General features: G+C 65.5%; 13 protein-coding genes and 1 pseudogene. 7 read left to right on the top strand and 7 right to left on the bottom strand.

Annotated features, from left to right (window positions below):
* Positions 1–432: 432 nt before the first annotated feature.
* The 5 genes and pseudogenes from ACQR13_RS14785 to ACQR13_RS14765 all read left to right on the top strand — a co-directional run bounded on the left by ACQR13_RS14785 (position 433) and on the right by ACQR13_RS14765 (position 7,639).
* Entirely contained in the window at positions 433–1,755 is a 1,323-nt protein-coding gene (locus ACQR13_RS14785; protein ID WP_315751757.1) for an N-acetylmuramoyl-L-alanine amidase, read from the top strand.
* 230 nt (positions 1,756–1,985) lie between these two features.
* Positions 1,986–4,493, top strand: a complete 2,508-nt coding sequence (locus ACQR13_RS14780; protein WP_315712186.1) for a penicillin-binding protein 1A — start codon at positions 1,986–1,988, stop codon at positions 4,491–4,493.
* A gap of 125 nt (positions 4,494–4,618) precedes the next feature.
* A protein-coding gene (gene prfB / locus ACQR13_RS14775) for a peptide chain release factor 2 (protein ID WP_315712184.1) occupies positions 4,619–5,753 on the top strand; the annotation gives its coding sequence in 2 pieces (ribosomal slippage) (positions 4,619–4,687 and positions 4,689–5,753; 1,134 coding nt in all).
* A pseudogene (locus tag ACQR13_RS14770) lies at positions 5,732–6,637 on the top strand (NAD(P)-dependent oxidoreductase); the annotation flags it as partial. The gene prfB and the pseudogene ACQR13_RS14770, both read left to right, overlap by 22 nt.
* Before the next feature lie 78 nt (positions 6,638–6,715).
* On the top strand, positions 6,716–7,639 hold the full coding sequence (locus tag ACQR13_RS14765) for a DMT family transporter (protein WP_316202049.1): 924 nt from the start codon (positions 6,716–6,718) through the stop codon (positions 7,637–7,639).
* 15 nt (positions 7,640–7,654) lie between these two features.
* On the opposite strand, the gene upp is transcribed toward ACQR13_RS14765, so the two are convergent.
* Both upp and ACQR13_RS14755 read right to left on the bottom strand, forming a co-directional pair.
* The gene (gene upp / locus ACQR13_RS14760) at positions 7,655–8,290 is read right to left on the bottom strand and encodes a uracil phosphoribosyltransferase (RefSeq protein ID WP_315751689.1); all 636 of its coding nucleotides are present in this window, start codon (positions 8,288–8,290) and stop codon (positions 7,655–7,657) included.
* Between the two features lie 53 nt (positions 8,291–8,343).
* Positions 8,344–10,071, bottom strand: a complete 1,728-nt coding sequence (locus tag ACQR13_RS14755) for a cation:proton antiporter (RefSeq protein WP_315712180.1) — start codon at positions 10,069–10,071, stop codon at positions 8,344–8,346.
* A gap of 25 nt (positions 10,072–10,096) precedes the next feature.
* Between ACQR13_RS14755 and ACQR13_RS14750 the strand changes: the two genes are divergently transcribed.
* Positions 10,097–10,651 (top strand): DUF3124 domain-containing protein, encoded by a 555-nt coding sequence (locus ACQR13_RS14750; RefSeq protein WP_315712178.1) that lies wholly within the window; start codon positions 10,097–10,099, stop codon positions 10,649–10,651.
* 12 nt (positions 10,652–10,663) lie between these two features.
* Here ACQR13_RS14750 and ACQR13_RS14745 read toward each other — a convergent pair whose 3' ends face one another.
* From ACQR13_RS14745 to ACQR13_RS14725, 5 genes are all read right to left on the bottom strand, one after another.
* Positions 10,664–12,814 carry a methyl-accepting chemotaxis protein gene (locus tag ACQR13_RS14745; protein ID WP_316186932.1) on the bottom strand — a complete coding sequence of 717 codons (2,151 nt, stop codon included), beginning with the start codon at positions 12,812–12,814 and terminating at the stop codon, positions 10,664–10,666.
* Positions 12,815–13,604: 790 nt separating this feature from the next.
* The gene (locus ACQR13_RS14740; protein ID WP_316186933.1) at positions 13,605–14,039 is read right to left on the bottom strand and encodes a GlcG/HbpS family heme-binding protein; all 435 of its coding nucleotides are present in this window, start codon (positions 14,037–14,039) and stop codon (positions 13,605–13,607) included.
* A gap of 35 nt (positions 14,040–14,074) precedes the next feature.
* Entirely contained in the window at positions 14,075–14,734 is a 660-nt protein-coding gene (locus ACQR13_RS14735) for a glutathione S-transferase family protein (RefSeq protein WP_315751685.1), read from the bottom strand.
* A 114-nt stretch (positions 14,735–14,848) separates the two neighbouring features.
* A complete protein-coding gene (locus ACQR13_RS14730; RefSeq protein ID WP_315751684.1) occupies positions 14,849–16,318 on the bottom strand; it encodes a carotenoid oxygenase family protein in 1,470 nt (489 codons plus the stop codon).
* Positions 16,319–16,343: 25 nt separating this feature from the next.
* Positions 16,344–17,504 carry an MFS transporter gene (locus ACQR13_RS14725; protein ID WP_434862932.1) on the bottom strand — a complete coding sequence of 387 codons (1,161 nt, stop codon included), beginning with the start codon at positions 17,502–17,504 and terminating at the stop codon, positions 16,344–16,346.
* A 186-nt stretch (positions 17,505–17,690) separates the two neighbouring features.
* On the opposite strand from ACQR13_RS14725, the gene ACQR13_RS14720 reads away from it, so the two are divergent.
* On the top strand, positions 17,691–18,638 hold the full coding sequence (locus ACQR13_RS14720; protein ID WP_434862931.1) for a LysR family transcriptional regulator: 948 nt from the start codon (positions 17,691–17,693) through the stop codon (positions 18,636–18,638).
* Positions 18,639–18,734: the final 96 nt, after the last annotated feature.

The following is an 18,734-nucleotide window of genomic DNA, read 5'->3' as shown; positions in this document are numbered from 1 at the left end:
CGGGCGGTCTCTGCGAGGAGGCGCCCTGACAGGCGCCACTCGGCTCGTGACCGGCTCTCCGTTGCGGCCGCGCGGGATCGCGCAGGCTTTGGTGGAGCGTCGGAAAGGCGCTGGACTCTTCGCAACGACCGAGGACCCGATATCGAGCACCCCGATCACGAAGCTTCCGGCGTTTCACCGGAGGTTGAACGCGACACAACCGGCAGTAAGGATTAGCCTTCAGCCCTTCGTACATACGAGGAATGGTCAGGTCGCGCAAGCGAAGCGTCGCGGAACCGCAACAATCGGTGGCCTTTAACGAAAATGACAAAATTTGGCGGTTAACCCCTGGGATTGGTTGCGGTAAGACGATCCCGCGGAGGCATCGATTTGGCAATTGGCCGGGCGAATTACCTTTCCTTGCTGGGATGCGCGTCGCTGTGCGTCACGCAAATGTTATGTGCGGCGGTCATTCCGGCCCGCGCCCAGAGCGGGCCGGTCGGCCAGGTGCCGCCTGCCGTGGTCGGGCCCGGGTTCCCCATCGCCACCGACGCACGGGTCGCCGGCGATTCCCGACAGACCCGATTCGTGCTCGATCTCGACCGGACGGTGCCGTTTCGAACCTTCCTGCTCAGCGAACCCTATCGCGTCGTCGTCGACCTGCCCCAGGTCAGCTTTCATCTGCCCACTGGAGCCGGGACCAGCGGCCGTGGTTTGGTGAAGGCGTTCCGCTATGGGATGGTGATGCCCGGTGGGTCCCGCATCGTCTTCGATCTCACCGGCCCGGCTCGAATCGCCAACTCCACGGTGCTGGATGCCGCCAACGGTCAGCCGCCGCGGCTGGTGCTCGAACTGGAGGAGGTCGACGAGGCGACCTTCGCCCGCGCCATCGGCAGCGACAGCCGTCTTGCGCCCAGGCCTGCCGATTCGGGGTCCGCGACGGCGTCGGTCGCGGTCGCAGGAAACCCTGCGCCGGCAGTTCGGCCGCCGCCGACGACGGTCGCCATCGCCCCCCCTCCGACGGATGGTCCGCCGGACACCCGGCCCGTGGTCGTGATCGACCCCGGTCATGGTGGTATCGACTACGGCACCCAGGGCGGCGAGGTGCCGGAGAAGAATCTGGTGCTCGCCTTCGGCCAGGCGCTGCGCGACCGGCTGGAACGGTCGGGCAAGTTCCGCGTGATCATGACTCGCGACGACGACACCTTCATCCCGCTTGGAGACCGGGTCCGCATCGCCCAGAAGCAGTCGGCGGCTCTGTTCGTCTCCATCCACGCCGATGCGCTGCCGCGAGGTGAGGGCACTGCGCAGGGCGCGACCATCTATACGCTGTCGGACAAGGCGTCCGACGTCGAGGCGGAACGGCTGGCCGAGGCCGAGAACCGGGCCGACCAGATCGGCGGGGTCAATCTGACCGAGGAGCCGGCTGACGTCGCCGACATCCTGATCGATCTGGCCCGCCGGGAAACCCGCACGTTTTCCAACAGGTTCGCCCGTGTGCTGATGAACGACATGAAGACGGCGGTGCATATGCATAAGCGCCCGCTGAAATCGGCCGGTTTCCGCGTGCTCAAGGCGCCCGACGTGCCATCCGTGCTGGTCGAACTCGGCTATGTCTCCAACAAGGGCGATATGGGGAACCTGGTCTCCGACGCGTGGCGGTCGCGCACGGCGGACGCAATGGCGCGGGCGATCGATGCCTTTCTGGCCAAGCGCATCGCCAACGCGGGCCCCGAGAGGCCGGACAAGCCGGCGGCGGTCCGTGCAAAGCCCTAGTTTGGCCACAGCAACATCCGTATAAACGTGCTGCGAGGCACCCGGAATCAGTGAGGATTCCTTCTCGGCAGACTTGTGATAGGCTTGACCGCTGATAGGCTTGACCATGCGTTTCTCTGGCATGGGTCACGCGGCATTGCAGCCGACCGTGTGATTTTTGGCGGTAGCGCCTGTGGGTGCGCCGCGTCCGAGCCGAGAGACGAAACAAGAGTTGGAACGGATATTCGCCGATGCGCTTTCTGGTGCGGTTTTTGGGCTTCCTGTTCGCGGCCGGTACCGTCTTGTTCCTGGTCGGTGTGGCAGCAGCGGCCGGCCTGATCTGGCATTTTTCCAAGGACCTGCCTGACTACTCCCAGTTGCAGGATTATGAGCCGCCGGTGATGACGCGCGTGCACGCGGTCGACGGCTCGCTGGTCGGTGAATATGCCCGGGAGCGCCGGCTGTACCTGCCGATCCAGGCGGTTCCCAAGCTCGTGATCAACGCCTTCCTCGCCGCCGAGGACAAGAACTTCTACGAGCATGGCGGCATCGATTTCACCGGCATGGCGCGCGCCGCCGTGGTCTACGCGCAGAACTTCGGCTCGAATCGCCGTCCGCAGGGCGCCTCCACCATCACCCAGCAGGTCGCCAAGAACTTCCTGTTGACCAACGAGGTGTCGTTCGCCCGCAAGATCAAGGAAGCGCTGCTGGCGATGCGCATCGAGCGCACCTACTCGAAGGACAAGATTCTCGAGCTCTATCTCAACGAGATCTATCTCGGCTCGGGCGCCTATGGCATCGCCGCGGCGTCGCTGGTCTATTTCGACAAGTCGGTGAACGAGCTCACCGTGGCGGAGGCGTCCTATCTCGCCGCGCTGCCGAAGATGCCGGGCAGCCTGCATCCGATCCGGAATCGCGACCGCGCCATCGAGCGCCGCAACTACGTCGTCGATCGTCTGCTCGAGAACGGCTGGATCAAGCAGGCCGACGCCGACAAGGCGCGCAAGGATCCGCTGACGATCGCGAGCCGCAACACCGGCGCCCACATCTTTGCGGGTGAATATTTCGCCGAGGAAGTTCGCCGCGACATCTTCGAGCGCTATGGCGAGAAGAAGCTCTACGAAGGCGGCCTGTCCGTCCGGACGACGCTCGATCCGAAGATTCAGGTCATGGCGCGCAAGGCCATGGTCGCCGGACTCGTGAGGTACGACCAGGAGCAGGGCTATCGCGGGCCTGTCTCCAAGCTCGATACTTCGGGCGATTGGGGGGTGAAGCTCGCCGACATCAAATCGCTCTCGGACATCTCACCGTGGCGGATGGCCGTGGTGCTCGAGACCAGTGACCAGTCCGCCCGCATCGGCTTCCAGCCGCCGCGCGAACTCGGCGGCGCCGTCAGCAAGGAACGCCAGACTGGCCTGATCACGCTTGACGGCGTGAAATGGGCGCGGGCTGCGACGGCCAACGGCCGTGGCAAGGTGCCGACGTCGGTCGCCCAGGTGCTGCAGCCGGGCGACGTGATCTATGCCGATCCGCTGTACAAGGAAGGCAATCCGGTCGAAGGCCAGTATCGCCTCGAGCAACTGCCCGAAGTGTCCGGCGCGATGGTTGCCATGGACCCGAACACCGGCCGTGTGCTCGCGATGGTCGGCGGCTTCTCCTTCGACCAGAGCCAGTTCAACCGCGCAACGCAGGCCTACCGGCAGCCCGGATCGTCATTCAAGCCGATCGTCTATTCTTCGGCGCTCGACAACGGCTATACGCCGTCGACCCAGGTCGTCGACGCACCAATCGAGATCGACCAGGGGCAGGGCGGGCAGGTCTGGCGCCCCGACAACTTCTCGAACGGCAAATATCTCGGGCCCACGACCTTGCGCAACGCGCTGCGTCTGTCGCTGAACACGGTGACCGTGCGTCTCGCGCAGGACGTCGGCATGCCGCTGATTTCCGAATACGCCAAGCGATTCGGAGTCTATGACGAGCTGCCGAATTACCTCTCCTACGCCCTCGGCGCCGGCGAAACCACGGCCATGCGCATGGTCACGGCCTATTCGATGATCGCCAATGGCGGCCGTCGGGTGAAGCCGACCTTGATCGACCGCATCCAGGACCGCTACGGCCACACCATCTTCAAGCATGATGCCCGCGAGTGCCGCGGCTGCGACGCACCGGACGGCTGGAAGAACCAGAGCGAGCCGCAGCTGGTCGACCGCCGGGAGCAGGTTCTGGATACGATGACGGCCTACCAGATCACCTCGATGCTCGAGGGCGTGGTGCAGGCGGGCACGGCGACCGTGCTGAAGGAGGTCGGCAAGCCGATCGCCGGCAAGACCGGCACCACCAACGAGGCCAAGGACGCATGGTTCGTCGGCTTCTCGCCGGACCTCGCCGTCGCCATCTACATGGGTTACGACAAGCCCCGGCCGCTCGGTAGGGGTAATGCTGCGACCGGCGGTCATCTGGCCGCGCCGATCGCAAAAGACTTCATGAAGCTCGCGCTGGCCGACAAGCCGGCCACGCCCTTCAAGATCCCGGCCGGCATCAAGCTGGTCCGTGTCGATGCCAAGACTGGCATGCGCGCGAGCCCTGGCGACGGCGGCCGCACGATCATGGAAGCGTTCAAACCTGGTACGGCGCCGCCGGACAACTACTCGGTCATCGGTGTCGCCGACGCCGATGGACGCGTGATGCCGTCGCAGAGCGGCGGCCAGCCTGATGCTGGCAGCTTCATCATCCGTCCAGGCACGGGAAGCCTCTATTAGGCATTGGGTCGGCTGAAACTGATGCCGGTGCGGTGCAGAGCGATTGCGCTTTGCGCCGAGCGCCGTTACATCCCCTGTGAGAGACGATGCTGCGGCGCTTCGAGCCGTGGCCTGAAGAGAGCGACATGCGCGCGGAAATCGAGAAAATCGTAGAAGAGATCAAGCAGTCGGTCGGGCTGCTGAGGAGGCATCTTTGACGTCGAGACATCGACGGCAAGGCTGGCCGAGCTGAACAAGCTCGCCGAAGACCCCAATCTCTGGAACGACCCCCAAAAAGCTCAGCGGCTGATGCAGGAGCGGACCTCGCTGGAGGATTCGCTCACCGGCATTGGCAAGGTCGAACGTGAGCTCAGCGACAATATCGAGATGATCGAGCTTGGCGAGGCCGAGAACGATCCCGGTGTCGTCACTGAAGCCGAGAATGCGCTGAAGGAGCTGAAGAAGGAGGTCGCGCGGCGCGAGCTCGAGGCGCTCCTGTCCGGCGAGGCCGACAAGTTCGACACCTATCTCGAGGTCCATGCCGGCGCCGGCGGCACCGAGAGCCAGGACTGGGCGCAGATGCTGCTGCGCATGTACGCCCGATGGGCCGAGAAGCACGGTTTCAAGATCGAGTATCTCGAAGAATCGTTGGGCGAAGAGGCCGGCATCAAGTCGGCGACCATCCAGATCTCCGGGCATAATGCCTATGGTTGGCTGAAGACTGAAGCCGGCGTGCATCGCTTGGTCCGAATCTCTCCGTTCGATTCGAATGCACGCCGCCACACCTCGTTCTCTTCGGTGCAGATCTTCCCGGTCATCGACGACAGCATCAAGATCGACATCAAGGAGTCCGATGTCCGCGTCGACACCATGCGGTCCGGTGGCGCCGGCGGCCAGCACGTCAACAAGACCGAATCGGCGGTCCGGCTGACGCACATCCCAACCGGCGTTGCCGTGGTCTGTCAGGCTGGCCGGTCACAGCACAAGAATCGCGCCCAGGCCTGGGACATGCTGCGCGCACGCCTCTATGAGATCGAGCTGAAGAAGCGCGAGGAGAAAGCTGCGGCCGACCAGGCGGCCAAGACCGAGATCGGTTGGGGCCACCAGATCCGCTCCTACGTGCTGCAGCCGTATCAGATGGTGAAGGATCTGCGCACGGGCGTGCAGACGTCCGACACCGCCGGCGTGCTCGACGGCGATCTCGACGAGTTCATGGCGGCGACGCTGGCGCAGCGCGCGTTCGGCACGACGCCAGGCGCTGCGATCGAGGACGTCGATTGAGCGTGGCGCGCGTTGCCTTCATCGGGCTCGGGCGCATGGGCCATGGTATGGCCGGTCGTTATCTCGACGCAGGCTATTCCGTGGCGGTCTGGAATCGCAGCCGGGCGAAGGCGGAGGATCTGATCGCGCGCGGCGCGCGCTGGTCGACCTCGCCAGCTGATGCGGCAATCGATGCCGATGCGGTCGTGACGATGGTGGCTGATGACGACGCCTCGCGCGCGGTTTGGCTCGGGCCGGATGGCGCCGCGGCCACCATGCGGGTCGGCACGATCGCGATCGAATGCTCGACCGTATCGCGCGACCATGCGCTGCGTCTGTCGCGCGAGCTGGATGCGCGCGGCGTGACCTATCTCGACTGCCCGGTGACCGGGCTGCCCGACGCGGCCGCGAGCGGCAAGCTGACCTTGCTGGTCGGTGCCGACGCTGCCGATCTCGACCGCGCGCAGCCGTATCTGGCGCCGATCGGCTCGACCATTCGCCATTTCGGGCCCGTGGGCGCCGGGACAGTCTACAAGCTGATCAACAACCTGCTTGGCGCGATGCAGATCGCAGGTCTTGCGGAGGGGCTCGCAATCGCCGAGCAGGCCGGCCTCGACATGAAGCTCGTGTTGGAGGCGATCCAGAGCGGCGTCGCGGCGAGCCCCCAGGTTCTGCGCCACGCGCCGCGCATGATCGCGCGCAACTTCGCCGATGCAAGCTTCACCGCGGCGCTCCGTCACAAGGATGCAGCCTATGCGCTGCAGCTCGCCGAGCAGCTACTTGATGAGCGTCCCATCATGGCCCAGGCAGCCGTCGATGCTTATGCGCGGGCGAAGGCGGCGATGCCGGATGAGGACGAAGGCCGCATGATCGAGCTGGTGTCGCGGCCGAGATCCATGCCGTAGGCACACCAGCGGAAAGCGGGTGGACGGCGCGAGGCTTCGCCTGCAAGGCTCGCGCGGATGAAACAGCGGTTTGCGGCGATGACATCCCAGATCGAGAGCATGGACGCGCGGGACTGGTCGCTGCTCTGCCTGCTCTCGCTGCTGTGGAGCGGATCGTTCATCTTCAACGGCCTCGCCTTGAAGGAACTGCCCCCGCTGACGCTGGTGCTGCTGCGCATCGTGCTGGCGGCGGCGATTCTGCTGCCGGTGGCGCGACTGCGCGGGCTCGGCTTTCCCAAGGGGATTGTCGGCTGGCTGCCGTTCCTTGCCGTGGCGCTGTTCAACAATGTCGTGCCATTCTGCCTGATCGTGATCGGCCAGACGTTCATCACCTCCGGCCTTGCTGCTGTCCTCAATGCGACGACGCCGCTGTTCACAATCGTGGTGATGGCCGCCGCGGGAGAGGAAAGGCTGTCGGCCCGGCGGGCAGCGGGTCTGGTCGTCGGCCTCGTCGGGGTCGTGATGCTGCGGGGCGGACCGGGGCTCGACGGCTCGGCGGGCGGCTACGGCATTCTGTTCGGTCTTGGCGCGTCGCTCAGCTACGGCATCGCCGCGCTGCTGGTGCGCCGCCATCTTGCCCATTCGCCGCCGCTTGCAACCGCCACCTTCCAGCTCTCGGCTTCCAGCGTGATGATGCTGGCCATCGCCGCTGTCGTCGACCAGCCCTGGCGTCTCCCGCTTCCCGGACTGCAGACCTGGGTCGCGGTCATAAGCCTTGCGGCGCTGTCGACGGCGTTCGCCTATATCGTGTTCTTCCAAATCCTGCGCCGCTCCGGGGCGACCAACGTGATGCTGGTGACGTTGTTGATCCCGTTGACGACAATCCTGCTCGGGTCGCTGGTGCTCGGCGAAAGCATCTCGTTGGGGGAGATCAGCGGCGCGCTGGTGATCGGGAGTGCGCTGCTGGTGATCGACGGTCGCATCTTCAGCGTCATTCGCCCTTCACCGCGACCGTCCTGCTGAACTGCACGCGCACGATCACTTCGTGCCGAACATCCGATCGCCGGCATCGCCCAGACCGGGCACGATGTAGGCGTGGTCATTCAGCTTCTCGTCGATCGCCGCGGTCCAGATCGGGATGTCCGGATGCTCCTTCTCGAACTTGGCGATGCCTTCCGGTGCCGCCAGGAGGCAGACGAAACGGATGTCGCGGGCGCCGCGCGTCTTGAGCAGCTCGGCAGCCGCGCAGGCGGAGTTGCCGGTCGCGAGCATCGGGTCCATCAGGATCACCGTGCGGTCGCTCAGGTCCTGCGGCGCCTTGAAGTAATACTCGATGGCCTGCAGCGTGTTGGGATCGCGGTAGAGTCCGATATGGGCGATGCGCGCGGACGGCATCAGCGCCAGCATGCCGTCGAGGAAGCCGACGCCGGCGCGCAGGATTGGCGCAAGCGTCAGCTTCTTGCCGGCGATCTTCGGCGCCTTCATCGGCGCGATCGGCGTTTCGATGTCGACCAGCTCGAGCGGCAGGTCGCGCGTGACCTCGTAGGCCAGCAGCATGCCGATCTCGTTCAACAGCTCACGGAAGCCCTTGGTCGAGCGGTCACGCTCGCGCATCAAGGAGAGCTTGTGCTGGACCAGCGGGTGATCGACGACGTGAACGCTCGTGTTTGCCATGATTCAAGTCCAGCAGGATCGCAGGTTCTGTGGGAGATGGATGCGTGCCAGGCTCATGGCAGCACCTCGCGGCGGTCGGCGAGCATCGTCTCCGCCTGGCTGCGGCGCTCGGAGAGGAGCCCGGCGCTGACGTCCTGGATCAGGTTGAGCAGCACCTGCGCATCGCTGAGCCGCGGCACGGTCACGTAGTCGGCGCCGGCAGCGTAGAGGTCGTTGACGTCGGCGAGCAGGTCGGCGGTCGCGATGATCTTGGCCGTTGCATTGATGCTGCGGACATGGCGCACCAGCTTTTCGTTATTGGCACCCTTGAGCAGCGAATCCGGGATGCTCAGGATGATCAGCTCGGCCTGGCCCACCCCCGCATGAATCAGCGTGTCGACGTTGCTGATGTCGCCATAGGTCACCTGGATGCCGCGATCGGACAAGGTTCGGAAGACGACGGGGTTGAAATCGACCACGCCGATCTGCTCCAGCAGCGCCGGCTCGTTGCGCTCGATCTCGCTGAGCAGGGCGCTGGCGGTGCGGAAGAATCCGAGGAGAACGATCGGCCGTCCGGCGCCGTGTCCGCCCTCATGTCCGGCCTCGCCATCCTTGCTTGCATCGAGGTCGCGCAGACCGATCCGCTTGAGCAGCGGGATACTTCGCCGCGCGATCGGATCGGAGCGTACGATGACGAAGGTCGAGAGCACGGCGAGCAGCACGAAAGCAAAGGACGCTGCGCTCGACGTGCCGTTCTTGAGGTGCCCGGCGGCGGCGCCGGTCTGGATCACCACCAGCGAGAATTCGCTGATCTGGGCGAGGTTGAGCGCCGGCAGCAGGCTGGCACGCAGGCCCTGCCGCATCATGTAGAGCGGCGTGAACGTCGTGAGCAGCCGGCTCGCCACCGTGAACAGCGCGATCACGAGCGCCAGCCCCACCACGGACATCGTCGGGATCGGGATCGTCATGCCGAGCGCGACGAAGAACAGCGTGATGAAGAAATCGCGCAACGTCGTGACCTTGGCGGTGACGTCGAGCGCGTAGGGGAAGGTCGACAGCGAGACGCCCGCGACCAGCGAGCCCATCTCGCGCGACAGGTGCAGCCTTTCAGCGATCTCGCCGATCAGGAAGCACCAGGCCAGCGCGCCGAGCAGGATCAGCTCCGGAGTACGCGCGATGCGATGGAACACCGGCGGCAAGACGTAGCGGCTGAGGAGCAGGGCGATCGCGACCAGTGTGCCGGCGCGGGCGAACGACAGCAGGATCACGCTGACATGGAGGTCGTCGAGGCTCGGCTGCACCGCCAGGAACAGGATCGCGAACACGTCCTGCAGCACGAGCACGCCGAGCGTGATGCGGCCGGGCAGGGTGTCGAGCTCGCGCTTCTCGTACAGCACCTTGACGATGATGACGGTCGAGGACAGCGCGCAGGCGACGCAGAGATAGAGTGCGTCGTAGCTCTCGGCGCCCATCCGCATGCCGATCGCGACGAAGAACAGGATGCCGAGCGCGGCACCCCCGAGCAGTTGGACCCCACCGGCGATCAGAATCACCGGGCCGGCACGGATGATCTTCTTGAGGTCGATCTCGAGCCCGATCATGAACAGCATGAAGATCAGGCCGAGCTCGGAGATCACCGAAATCGACTCCTGGGACTTGACCCAGCCGGTGCCGAAGGGGCCAATGGCGAAGCCCGCGACCAGATAAGCGAGAATCGAGGGCTGGCGCCATCTATGTGCCGCCAGTCCAAGCACCCACGCAAACAGGATGCAGAGCGTGATGTCGCCGATCAGTTCATGCATGAAGCAACCCCCAAGGCGGCAATTTATGTCGCGCCGCCGCGCAAGGAAACCCGCAATCTGTCACATCCGGACCGGCGCATTCGCGCTGCTGCTCATCGCGGCTGTTGCGGCCGGCGCGGCGCGGGCCGCCGACGACGTGACCACCGCTTTCGCGAGCTCGCTGACGCCCGTTCCGGCGGAGCCCGTCACGGTCACGGGCGCCGTCTATGTCCCCGTCTATTCCAGCGTCGCGATGACCCCGGGCCGGGTCCAGGCCGATTTCTCGGTGACGCTGAGCATCCACAACGCCTCCGAGCAGCGGCCGCTGATCGTCCGGCGCATCAACTATTACGATACGGCCGGCACGCTGGTGGAGGCGCATCTGCGCGAGCCCGTCGCCTTGAGGCCGTTCGCGACCGTCGAGATCTTCGTGCCCATCAAGGACACCCGCGGCGGCACCGGCGCCAATTTCGTCATCGACTGGGCCGCGACCGGTGAGATCGCCGAGCCCGTCGTCGAGGCGCTGATGGTCGGCGGCATCGGCGCCGGCCATTACGCCTTCATCAGTCAGGGCCGCCCGATCCGACTGACCGGGCGGTGAGCGCGGGGCGGCTCAGGCCGCCCGCACGTTGCCGAGGAATCGGTCGACCTCCTGCCGCAGCCGGTCGCTCTCCCGCGACAGCGACTGCGCCGCCGACAGCACGTTGCCCGAAGCAGAGCCGGTCTGCGAGGCGCCGCGCTGGACGTCGACGATGTTGGTGTTGACCTCGGTGGTGCCGCGCGACGCTTCCTGGATGTTGCGCGAGATCTCCTGCGTCGCCGCGCCCTGCTGCTCGACGGCGGCGGCGATGGTCGAGGAGATTTCCGACAGCCGCTCGATCGTCGTGCTGATCTCGCGGATCGCCGACACCGATTCCTGTGTCGCTGCCTGGATGCCCGAGATCTGCTGGGCGATCTCACCGGTGGCCTTCGAGGTCTGCTCGGCGAGCGCCTTGACCTCGGACGCGACCACGGCGAAGCCGCGGCCGGCATCGCCGGCGCGCGCCGCCTCGATGGTGGCGTTCAGCGCCAGCAGGTTGGTCTGGCCGGCGATGGTGTTGATCAGCTCGACCACGTCGCCGATCCTCGCGGCTGCCTTCGAGAGCTCGTTGACGCGGTCGTTGGTGGTGCGCGCCTGATCGACGGCGCCGTTGGCGATGCGCGCCGATTCCTGCACCTGGCGGCTGATCTCGGTCACCGACGAGGTCAGTTCCTCAGTGGCCGAGGCGACCGACTGCACGTTCGTCGCGGCCTGCTCGGACGCGGCGGCCACGGTGGTGGCGAGCTCCTGCGAGCGCGTCGCGGTCGAGGTCAGCGTGCCGGCGGACGTCTCGAGCTGCGACGAGGCCGAGGACACCGTCTGCACGATGCCGCCGATCGCGCTTTCGAATTCGCTGGCGAGCTTGTTCATTCCGGCCTTGCGCTTGACCTCGGCCGAGTGCTGCACGGCCTTCACTTCCTCGCTGTTGAAACGGACGATCGCCTGCACGGTCTGCAGGTTGCGCAGCGCCTCGCCGAGCTCGTCGTCGCGCTCCACCGGAATGCGGTTGTCGAGCTTGCCGGCGGTGATGTTCTGCATGGCGTCGTTGAGCACCTTGAGCGGCCGCAGCACCGCGCGGATGCTCTGCAGGCTGAACGTAGCGCCGATTCCGATACCGGCCAGGATCATCACAGAAATGATCGCGAGCACCACCAGATATTGTCTCTCGGCCTCCTCGTAGAGCGCCTTGCCTTCGTTCACCTGGATCTGAACGAGCTTATCGAGCTCGTGCTTGGCGGCCTCGAACAGATCATGCCCCTTGGTGGCGATATGCTGGCTCGCCTCGTCGAACTTGCCCTGCTCGAGCAGGGCCAATCCCGGCCTGATGCCTTCCTCCAGATAGGCCTTGCGCCTGATCGCGAAGGCATCGGCGACGATCTTCTCCTCCGGCGTCAGGTAGCTCGCCATGTAGTCGGCCCAGACCTTGGTGATTCTGGCGCTGTTTCCGTCCACCAGCGCCCTGATGCCGTCGATCGGTTTTCCGGCCTTGCCGTTCGCCGCCGCAGACTGTTGCGACGACATGTTCTGCAAGGTGCGATCGTTGATCTCGAGCAATTGCGCCAGCGGGATCGTGCGATCCTCGTACAGCGACTTCATGGCGACGTTGGTGGAGCGGGTCGACAGCAGGCCGGCCGCGCCGATGATCAGCATGAATACGCCCAGCACCGCGGCCAAGGTCGTCAGGCGCGCCCTGAGCGTACCCGTGAAGAGCGACAGGCGGTCGAACACCGAGCGGCGGCGGATGACGCCCGCGCTGATCGCGTAGCCCTGCGCCTTGTTCTGATTCAACAGCCCGTAGACCTTCTCGGCCTCGGCGCGCTGCTCGGCCGGCAGCTTGGTGCGGATGGAGGTGTAGCCCGTGATCCGGCCGTTCTCGCGGATGGGGGATGCGCTCGCCAGTACCCAGTAGAAGTCACCGTTCTTGCGGCGGTTCTTGACGGCGCCGGCCCACGGCTTGCCTTGCTTCAGCGTGTCCCAGAGATTGGCGAATGCGGCCTCCGGCATGTCGGGGTGGCGGATGATGTTGTGCGGCTGGCCCATCAGCTCGTCGGGGGTGAAGCCGGCGGCATCGACGAACTGGTCGTTGAAGTAGGTCAGCTTGCCCTTCAGATCGGTGCGCGAGACGATCAGCGTCTCGTCGGTGATCGGGTATTCGTTGTGGGTGACAGGCAGATTTTTGCGCACGGTATGACTCCAAATTGTCCCACCTGCATGCGGACACTGGATGCAGAGTTTCAGATCACCGCCTAGAAGGCGCCGACTCCTTAAAAGTTGCGTAAAACCTAGGCACCGTACGACTACGCACTGCTCATAAAGGTTGCAATTTGTATGGAATGCTCGCTCTCGCGCGCAAGTATGTGATTCAGCGTGCAGAAAGAGCTCCCGCGGCGCGGTGCACCCGGGGTTTTCGGCAGCGCCCCCTCGACGCGAGGGTGCAGGGAATGCCGGGTGAAGGCCTCACCCATGGCCCGCCTGCGAAAAAAATGCAGGCGGCAGGTACCACAGGCAAAGCCGTAACCGGCATTCCCTGCGCGATGGTTTTAACAACTTATACGCGATCTCCCCGGGGACCGGCTTTCTTGCCCCCGTCATCCGCGCCAGCGCATCTGCACCGGCACGAACTTGGCGCCAGCATCGGGGCGCCAGGACCACGCGACTTCATCGTCCGCGGCCGCCATGCCCGTCGTGCATCGCAGCCCACGTCCACCGCATCCCGCCCCAACGTCCGTGACGACGCGTACGCCCCTCGCAGAGAGGGCAGGATGGGGGGATCATACATGATTTCTGTAAAAAAGAAATAGCAAAATCGCGTGGGAGAATTCGGATGAGGGAGTTGCTGCCGGGCGTGGTCCTCCCCTTCAGCCGAATGATGGCGCCCACCCGCGGTGGGGCCGGCCACGTCTTCGTGCTCCCGGCCAAGCGATGATCAGCCGCGTGGACCTTTTCGGCGGTCCGTTGGCCGTTCTTCACCGGTTCACGCGCCGTGCGGCTCTTCCGTTCGAAAGCCCGCCGCGGCGATGCCGGCGATCGCGCAGGCTTCGTCATTGTCGCCGAGATCGCCGGAGATGCCGACGGCGCCGAGCACCTGCCTGTCCGGTCCGAGCACCAGGACGCCGCCGGGCGAGGCGACGAGGCGGCCGCCGGTCGTGGCTGATAGCATCGTGAAGAATGTCGGCATGTTGCCGGCGCGACGGCTCAGCTCGCGTGATCCGAAGCCCATGCCGAGCGAGCCGAAGGCCTTGCCGAAGGCGATGTCGAAGCGGACGATGCCGGCGCCGTCCTCGCGCTGATAGGCGATCAGGTGTCCGCCTGGATCGAGCACGGCGACCGCGAGCGGCGCGAGGTTCTTCGCACGCGCTTCGCGCAGCGCGGCGTCGATGATGATCACTGCGTCGGCGAGCATCAGCATGATGTGCGGTTCCTCATTCAATCTGCGATAGTGCCTCAGACGAACATCGCGAGGATGCCGAGAGGGTTCTCGGGCCGCGGAACGCGGAAACTGATCGTCTTCCAGTCCGCAGCGGCCGGCCGTTCCAGGCAGCGATCGAGCCAGCGGTCGACATGGGGCCATGGTGACATGTCGAGCGTGCCGAGCCGGGCCAGCGTCATGACGGCGGCGACATTCAGGTCGGCCACGGTGAAGCGGCCGCTGACGAGATAGGGCCTCTCGGTGAGATGCCGATCGAGGACCGCCAGCGGACGGCCGAGCTTGGTGAGCGCGATCCCGAGCTCGTCGGCATCGCGCTTGTCGGCATCGAACAGGACGCGATTGGCTGCGGCGAGAAGCAGGGGCTTCTCGATCTCGGTCACGACCCAGAAGCTCCACTGGGTGACGAGGGCGTCTTCTTCCAGGGTGGCCGGAGAAAGGTCGCTGCGGTAGCGGCGCGCCAAATGAAGGTTGATCGCGAGCGACTCGAACAGGCGGATCTCGTCGGAGACGAACGCGGGCACGCGTCCGTTGGGATTGATCTTCAGGAAGTCCGGCGTGTGGGTGCTGCCGTCGGTGAAGCCGGTCGGAACGTGCTCGAAGTCGAGCGCGAGCTCCTTCAGCATCCAGGCGCAGCGATGCGCGCGCGAGTGCATCGAGCCGTACAGACGTATCATGGTGTTTCCCCGGTTGTGACAGGCCTGCTGCGAGGCTCTTTGTCATTGGAGTGTTTGTCGTTCAGCGCGAGGCGCTGGCGGATCCGCGGCTGGCGCCTCCGGTGGCCGGATGCGTTAAAGGACGTCGGCGTTCACCCAGATGCCGTGGAAACCCTCGTGCACCCGGCACGGGAAGCGGATTGTCGCAATGGGGCCGGCCGACAGATTGCGTGCGTCGAGGATGACGAGATCGGTGCGGTTCTCCGCCCGCCGTCCGACGATGCTGAGCAGCCAGCCGTCGCCCTCGGCTGCGTGCGCGCTGCGGGGAACGAAGCATGGCTCCTCGGGCGAGCTCTCGGGGCCGGCGTAGTAGAAGTCGAGCTTGCCTGTCTCCTCGTCGAAATGTCCGAGGCAGGTGAAGGGCGGTCCCTTGGGGCCGAAGGGCAGCATCGGGCCGAGCTTGGGATTGTTGGTGCCGAACCAGAAGTGCCGGACGCGGGCCATCGCGAAGCGCTGGTCGATGACCGGCATCTCGCCGATGTGTCCGATGAAGCGCGAGATGTCGATGGCGCCAGATGCACTCGACAGATCGATCGTCCAACGTTCGCCGAAGGGCGGCAGCTCCTTGGCCTCGGGATCGCGGATGTCCGGGAACTGGCTGAGCCAGCCGGACTCCGTGACGAACTGGTCGAGCACCAGGCGGCTGCCGTGCTCCCAGGCGTTGAAGGTGTGGGTCTGCATCGCGAGCTTCGGCGCGGTGAACCAGCGGATGCCGGCCACGCCCTGCCGGCGCGGGATCACGGCGACATGGGTCTGCCTGTGGCTGTCCCAATGCCAATAGGGCTCGCCCTTCCTGACGCGATCCCAGTCGCAGACCATCGGGCAGATCACAAAGGCGATGTAGTTGCGTGATACCAGGAAGTCGTGGACCATCGAGCAGTAGGGCGCGGTGAAGCGCTCGGTGCGGGTGAACTCGCCGTCCGGCGCGATGGTGTAGAGCTCGATGTCATTGCTGGCCGTGCCCTCGCAATTATAGGCGAACGCGATGCACTCGCCGGTGAGCGGGTCCATCTTGGGATGGGCGGTGAAGGTGCGGCTCCGGAGCTGGCCGCCGAAATCGGTCTCGCCACGGGTCTCCAGCGTGACCGGATCGAGCTCGTAGGGGCGGCCGGATTCCTTCAGGGCATAGAGCTTGCCATGGTGCCACATCACCGAGGTGTTGGCGGTGTTGGCATCCTCGCCCGCCACCTCGGGTGAATCGGTGAACGGATTGCGATAGGCGCCGAACAGCGCCTTGCGCGCCTGCCGCTCGATCAGGAACTTGCGGGTACGGACGTAGCGCATCGCCAGATCGGCATGACCGTTCTGGATGCGGACCATGTGCACCATGCCGTCGCCGTTGAGGAAGATGTCCTTGCCCAGCAGAGGCGGGTAGGTGTGGTCGGCGCTGTTGCGGTAGTAGACGCCTTCCAGCCCCGCCGGAATGCGGCCGATCACCTCGAGGTCGTGCACCTCGCCTTCGATCCGCACCGGAGCTGCATAGCCGGAGAACACGATATCCTGCGGAAACTCCAGGCCGTTGTGCTGCGTGACGTGTTTGTTCATGGGACTCTCCTTGGGGGCAGGGGGCTCAGGCGGAGCGCAGCATGGCCGGTGATGCGGCGGTGCGTGCCTTGAAGGTCAGCATCAGGACGACGGCGAGCGTGGATATCGTTCCGGCCACGTAGCTCAGGCCGCCGTAGCCCAGGCTCTCCACGATCGCGCCGGCGACGGCGGGTCCCGCGGCCGATCCGATCATCATCATCGCCGGTGTCGCCGCGACTGCGCGCCGGCTCGGGTCGATCTGCGACAGCAGTCCGAACAGGAACGTGTGGGTGAAGATCACGATCGAGACGTAGGGGATCGCAAAGGCCGCGTAGGTCGAGAAGCCCTGGGCATTGACGATCACGAAAGCCAGCATGGCCTGCAGCAGCGGGCCGGCAATGCCGATCGCGATCGGCGACAGGCGTCGTTGCAGGGCCGCCGCCAGCGCGCCGGGAAGCAGGTTGATGAAGCCGACGGCGATCAGAACCTTGGTGACGTCGTCCTGCGACAGCCCCTTGTGATGGCCGATGCGCTCCAGGAAGGAGAAAACGAGCGACTGGTTGAAGGCGAGGCAGATCACGACGGCGATGATCAGCCAGGCTCGGCCGGGCATCGCGTGCAGCATCTCGCCGCCGGTCTCGGCGGCGGCGACGGAGCGCGGGAAGCCGAGAGAGGCCAGGAGCGCCGCGACCGCCATGCTGGCTGCGAACACCGCGAACAGCAGGCGCGGGCTGATCGCATGGATCAGGGCCGGCACGGTGGCGAAGAAGGCGACGCTGAAGACGGCGAGCGCGACATTGGCGAGGCCGAACAGGCGGTGCGGATTGTCGGTACGGCCCATCGTGCCGTGCGTCATCGACAAGGCGGCACCGGCTGCGAGGCCCGTGATGGCGTGGATGATCGGCAGAACCCAGAATGGCACCAGCTCTGGCGGCCTGCCGGCGAGATAGCCGAACGCCGCAGCGGCCACGATGAAGCCGCCGACCACGATGCTGCGCGCGTCGAGCCGCGCGAACGATCGCGCGGTCACCAGGCTCGCGAGCACGATGCCCGCCAGGAAGCTGGTGACGGTCGCACCCGCCTGCGCGGGCGACAGACCGTAGAATTCGATGAACGTTCCGACCCAGACCGGCAGCGCCACCAGGTCCAGCATGCCGGCCACGTGGCACGTGGCGAGCACGACTCCACCCGAGCTCGATCGGCTCATGTTTCCCTCCCCGTGAACGGACCAGTCGCGGGGGGCCCCTTGGCCCGGGCTTTCGCGCCCTCTGCCGACGCTGGTCCGAGCACACGCTAGGTCGAACCCGTGATCCGGCAAAATCGATTGAATTGCGCATCGTCATCGATACGATCGATACCAAGTGACAAGTCCAGGGGAAGGGAGCGCGCTGCGATGCGGCTGGACAGGTTCGATCTCAATCTGCTGGTGGCGCTCGACGCGCTGCTCGACGAGCGCAACGTCACGCGGGCTGCGGATCGCCTCCGGCTCGGTCAATCCGCGACCAGCGCCGCGCTGGCGCGTCTGCGCGAGTTCTTCGAGGACGAGTTGTTGACCCAGGTCGGACGGCAGTTCGAGCTGACGCCGCTCGCCCAGGCGCTGGTCGAGCCGGTCAAGGACACGCTCGTTCGTGCGCGCGCCGCGATCAGCACGAGGCCGGACTTCGATCCCTCGACGATCAGCCGCACGTTCCGGATCTGTGCATCCGACTACGCGACCTATGTGCTGGTGTCGCGAGTGGCGATCGCGCTCGCGCAGCGCGCGACCGGATTCCAGCTCGAGATCGCGCATCTGCCCAAGCATGTCGAGCAGGTGTTCGGGCTCGGCGACATCGACCTGCTGATATTGCCCGAGCAGTATGCATCACGGATAGCGCATCCGCAGACGCATCTGCTGTCGGACGATCATGTCTGCATGATGTGCCGGGAGCGGCCGTTGCGGCGTGGCAAGCTGTCCGAGGACGATTATTTCGCGGCCGATCACGTCAACGTCCGCCTCGGCGAAGCCGGCACCTTCTCGTTCGAGGAATTGTTCTTCCCGCGCGCCGGCCGGCCGCGAAAGATTGCCTGTACGGTCGATTCCTACTGCCTCCTTCCCAGGATGTTGTGCGGGACGGACCGGATCGCGACACTGCATCGGCTGCTCGCGCAGGATCTGGCGCTGCATTATCCCGTGAAGTTCGTCGGCTTCCCGTTCGAGATTCCGCGCCTGAACGAGTCCATGATCTGGCCCTCGTTCAGGGATCAGGACCCCAGCCACAAATTCCTGCGTCAGGTGTTCGCCGAATGCGCGGCGCAGATTGCGTCCGAAGGCCGGAGCAGGGCACGCGCGTCGCGCAAATGACCGGATGTTGTCTCGTGCCCGTCGGTCGGCGACCATTCCGACCTGCTGCTCGGCCCGATCGCGGCGAAGGATCTGGCCTTGCGCAAGGCGCTCAAG

Source organism: Bradyrhizobium sp. HKCCYLRH3059 (genome assembly GCF_051168035.1).
Taxonomy (GTDB): Bacteria; Pseudomonadota; Alphaproteobacteria; order Rhizobiales; family Xanthobacteraceae; genus Bradyrhizobium.
Note: the sequence above shows the minus strand (reverse complement) of the source record. Positions and strands in the feature narration are given on the sequence as shown.

Excerpts from the sequence above, each read along its gene's own strand:
- ACQR13_RS14785 (WP_315751757.1), top strand. The coding sequence starts at position 433 with ATGTTATGTGCGGCGGTCATTCCGGCCCGCGCCCAGAGCGGGCCGGTC.
- ACQR13_RS14780 (WP_315712186.1), top strand. The coding sequence starts at position 1,986 with ATGCGCTTTCTGGTGCGGTTTTTGGGCTTCCTGTTCGCGGCCGGTACC.
- ACQR13_RS14765 (WP_316202049.1), top strand. The coding sequence starts at position 6,716 with ATGACATCCCAGATCGAGAGCATGGACGCGCGGGACTGGTCGCTGCTC.
- upp (WP_315751689.1), bottom strand. The coding sequence starts at position 8,290 with ATGGCAAACACGAGCGTTCACGTCGTCGATCACCCGCTGGTCCAGCAC.
- ACQR13_RS14755 (WP_315712180.1), bottom strand. The coding sequence starts at position 10,071 with ATGCATGAACTGATCGGCGACATCACGCTCTGCATCCTGTTTGCGTGG.
- ACQR13_RS14750 (WP_315712178.1), top strand. The coding sequence starts at position 10,097 with ATGTCGCGCCGCCGCGCAAGGAAACCCGCAATCTGTCACATCCGGACC.
- ACQR13_RS14740 (WP_316186933.1), bottom strand. The coding sequence starts at position 14,039 with ATGCTGATGCTCGCCGACGCAGTGATCATCATCGACGCCGCGCTGCGC.
- ACQR13_RS14735 (WP_315751685.1), bottom strand. The coding sequence starts at position 14,734 with ATGATACGTCTGTACGGCTCGATGCACTCGCGCGCGCATCGCTGCGCC.
- ACQR13_RS14730 (WP_315751684.1), bottom strand. The coding sequence starts at position 16,318 with ATGAACAAACACGTCACGCAGCACAACGGCCTGGAGTTTCCGCAGGAT.
- ACQR13_RS14725 (WP_434862932.1), bottom strand. The coding sequence starts at position 17,504 with ATGAGCCGATCGAGCTCGGGTGGAGTCGTGCTCGCCACGTGCCACGTG.
- ACQR13_RS14720 (WP_434862931.1), top strand. The coding sequence starts at position 17,691 with ATGCGGCTGGACAGGTTCGATCTCAATCTGCTGGTGGCGCTCGACGCG.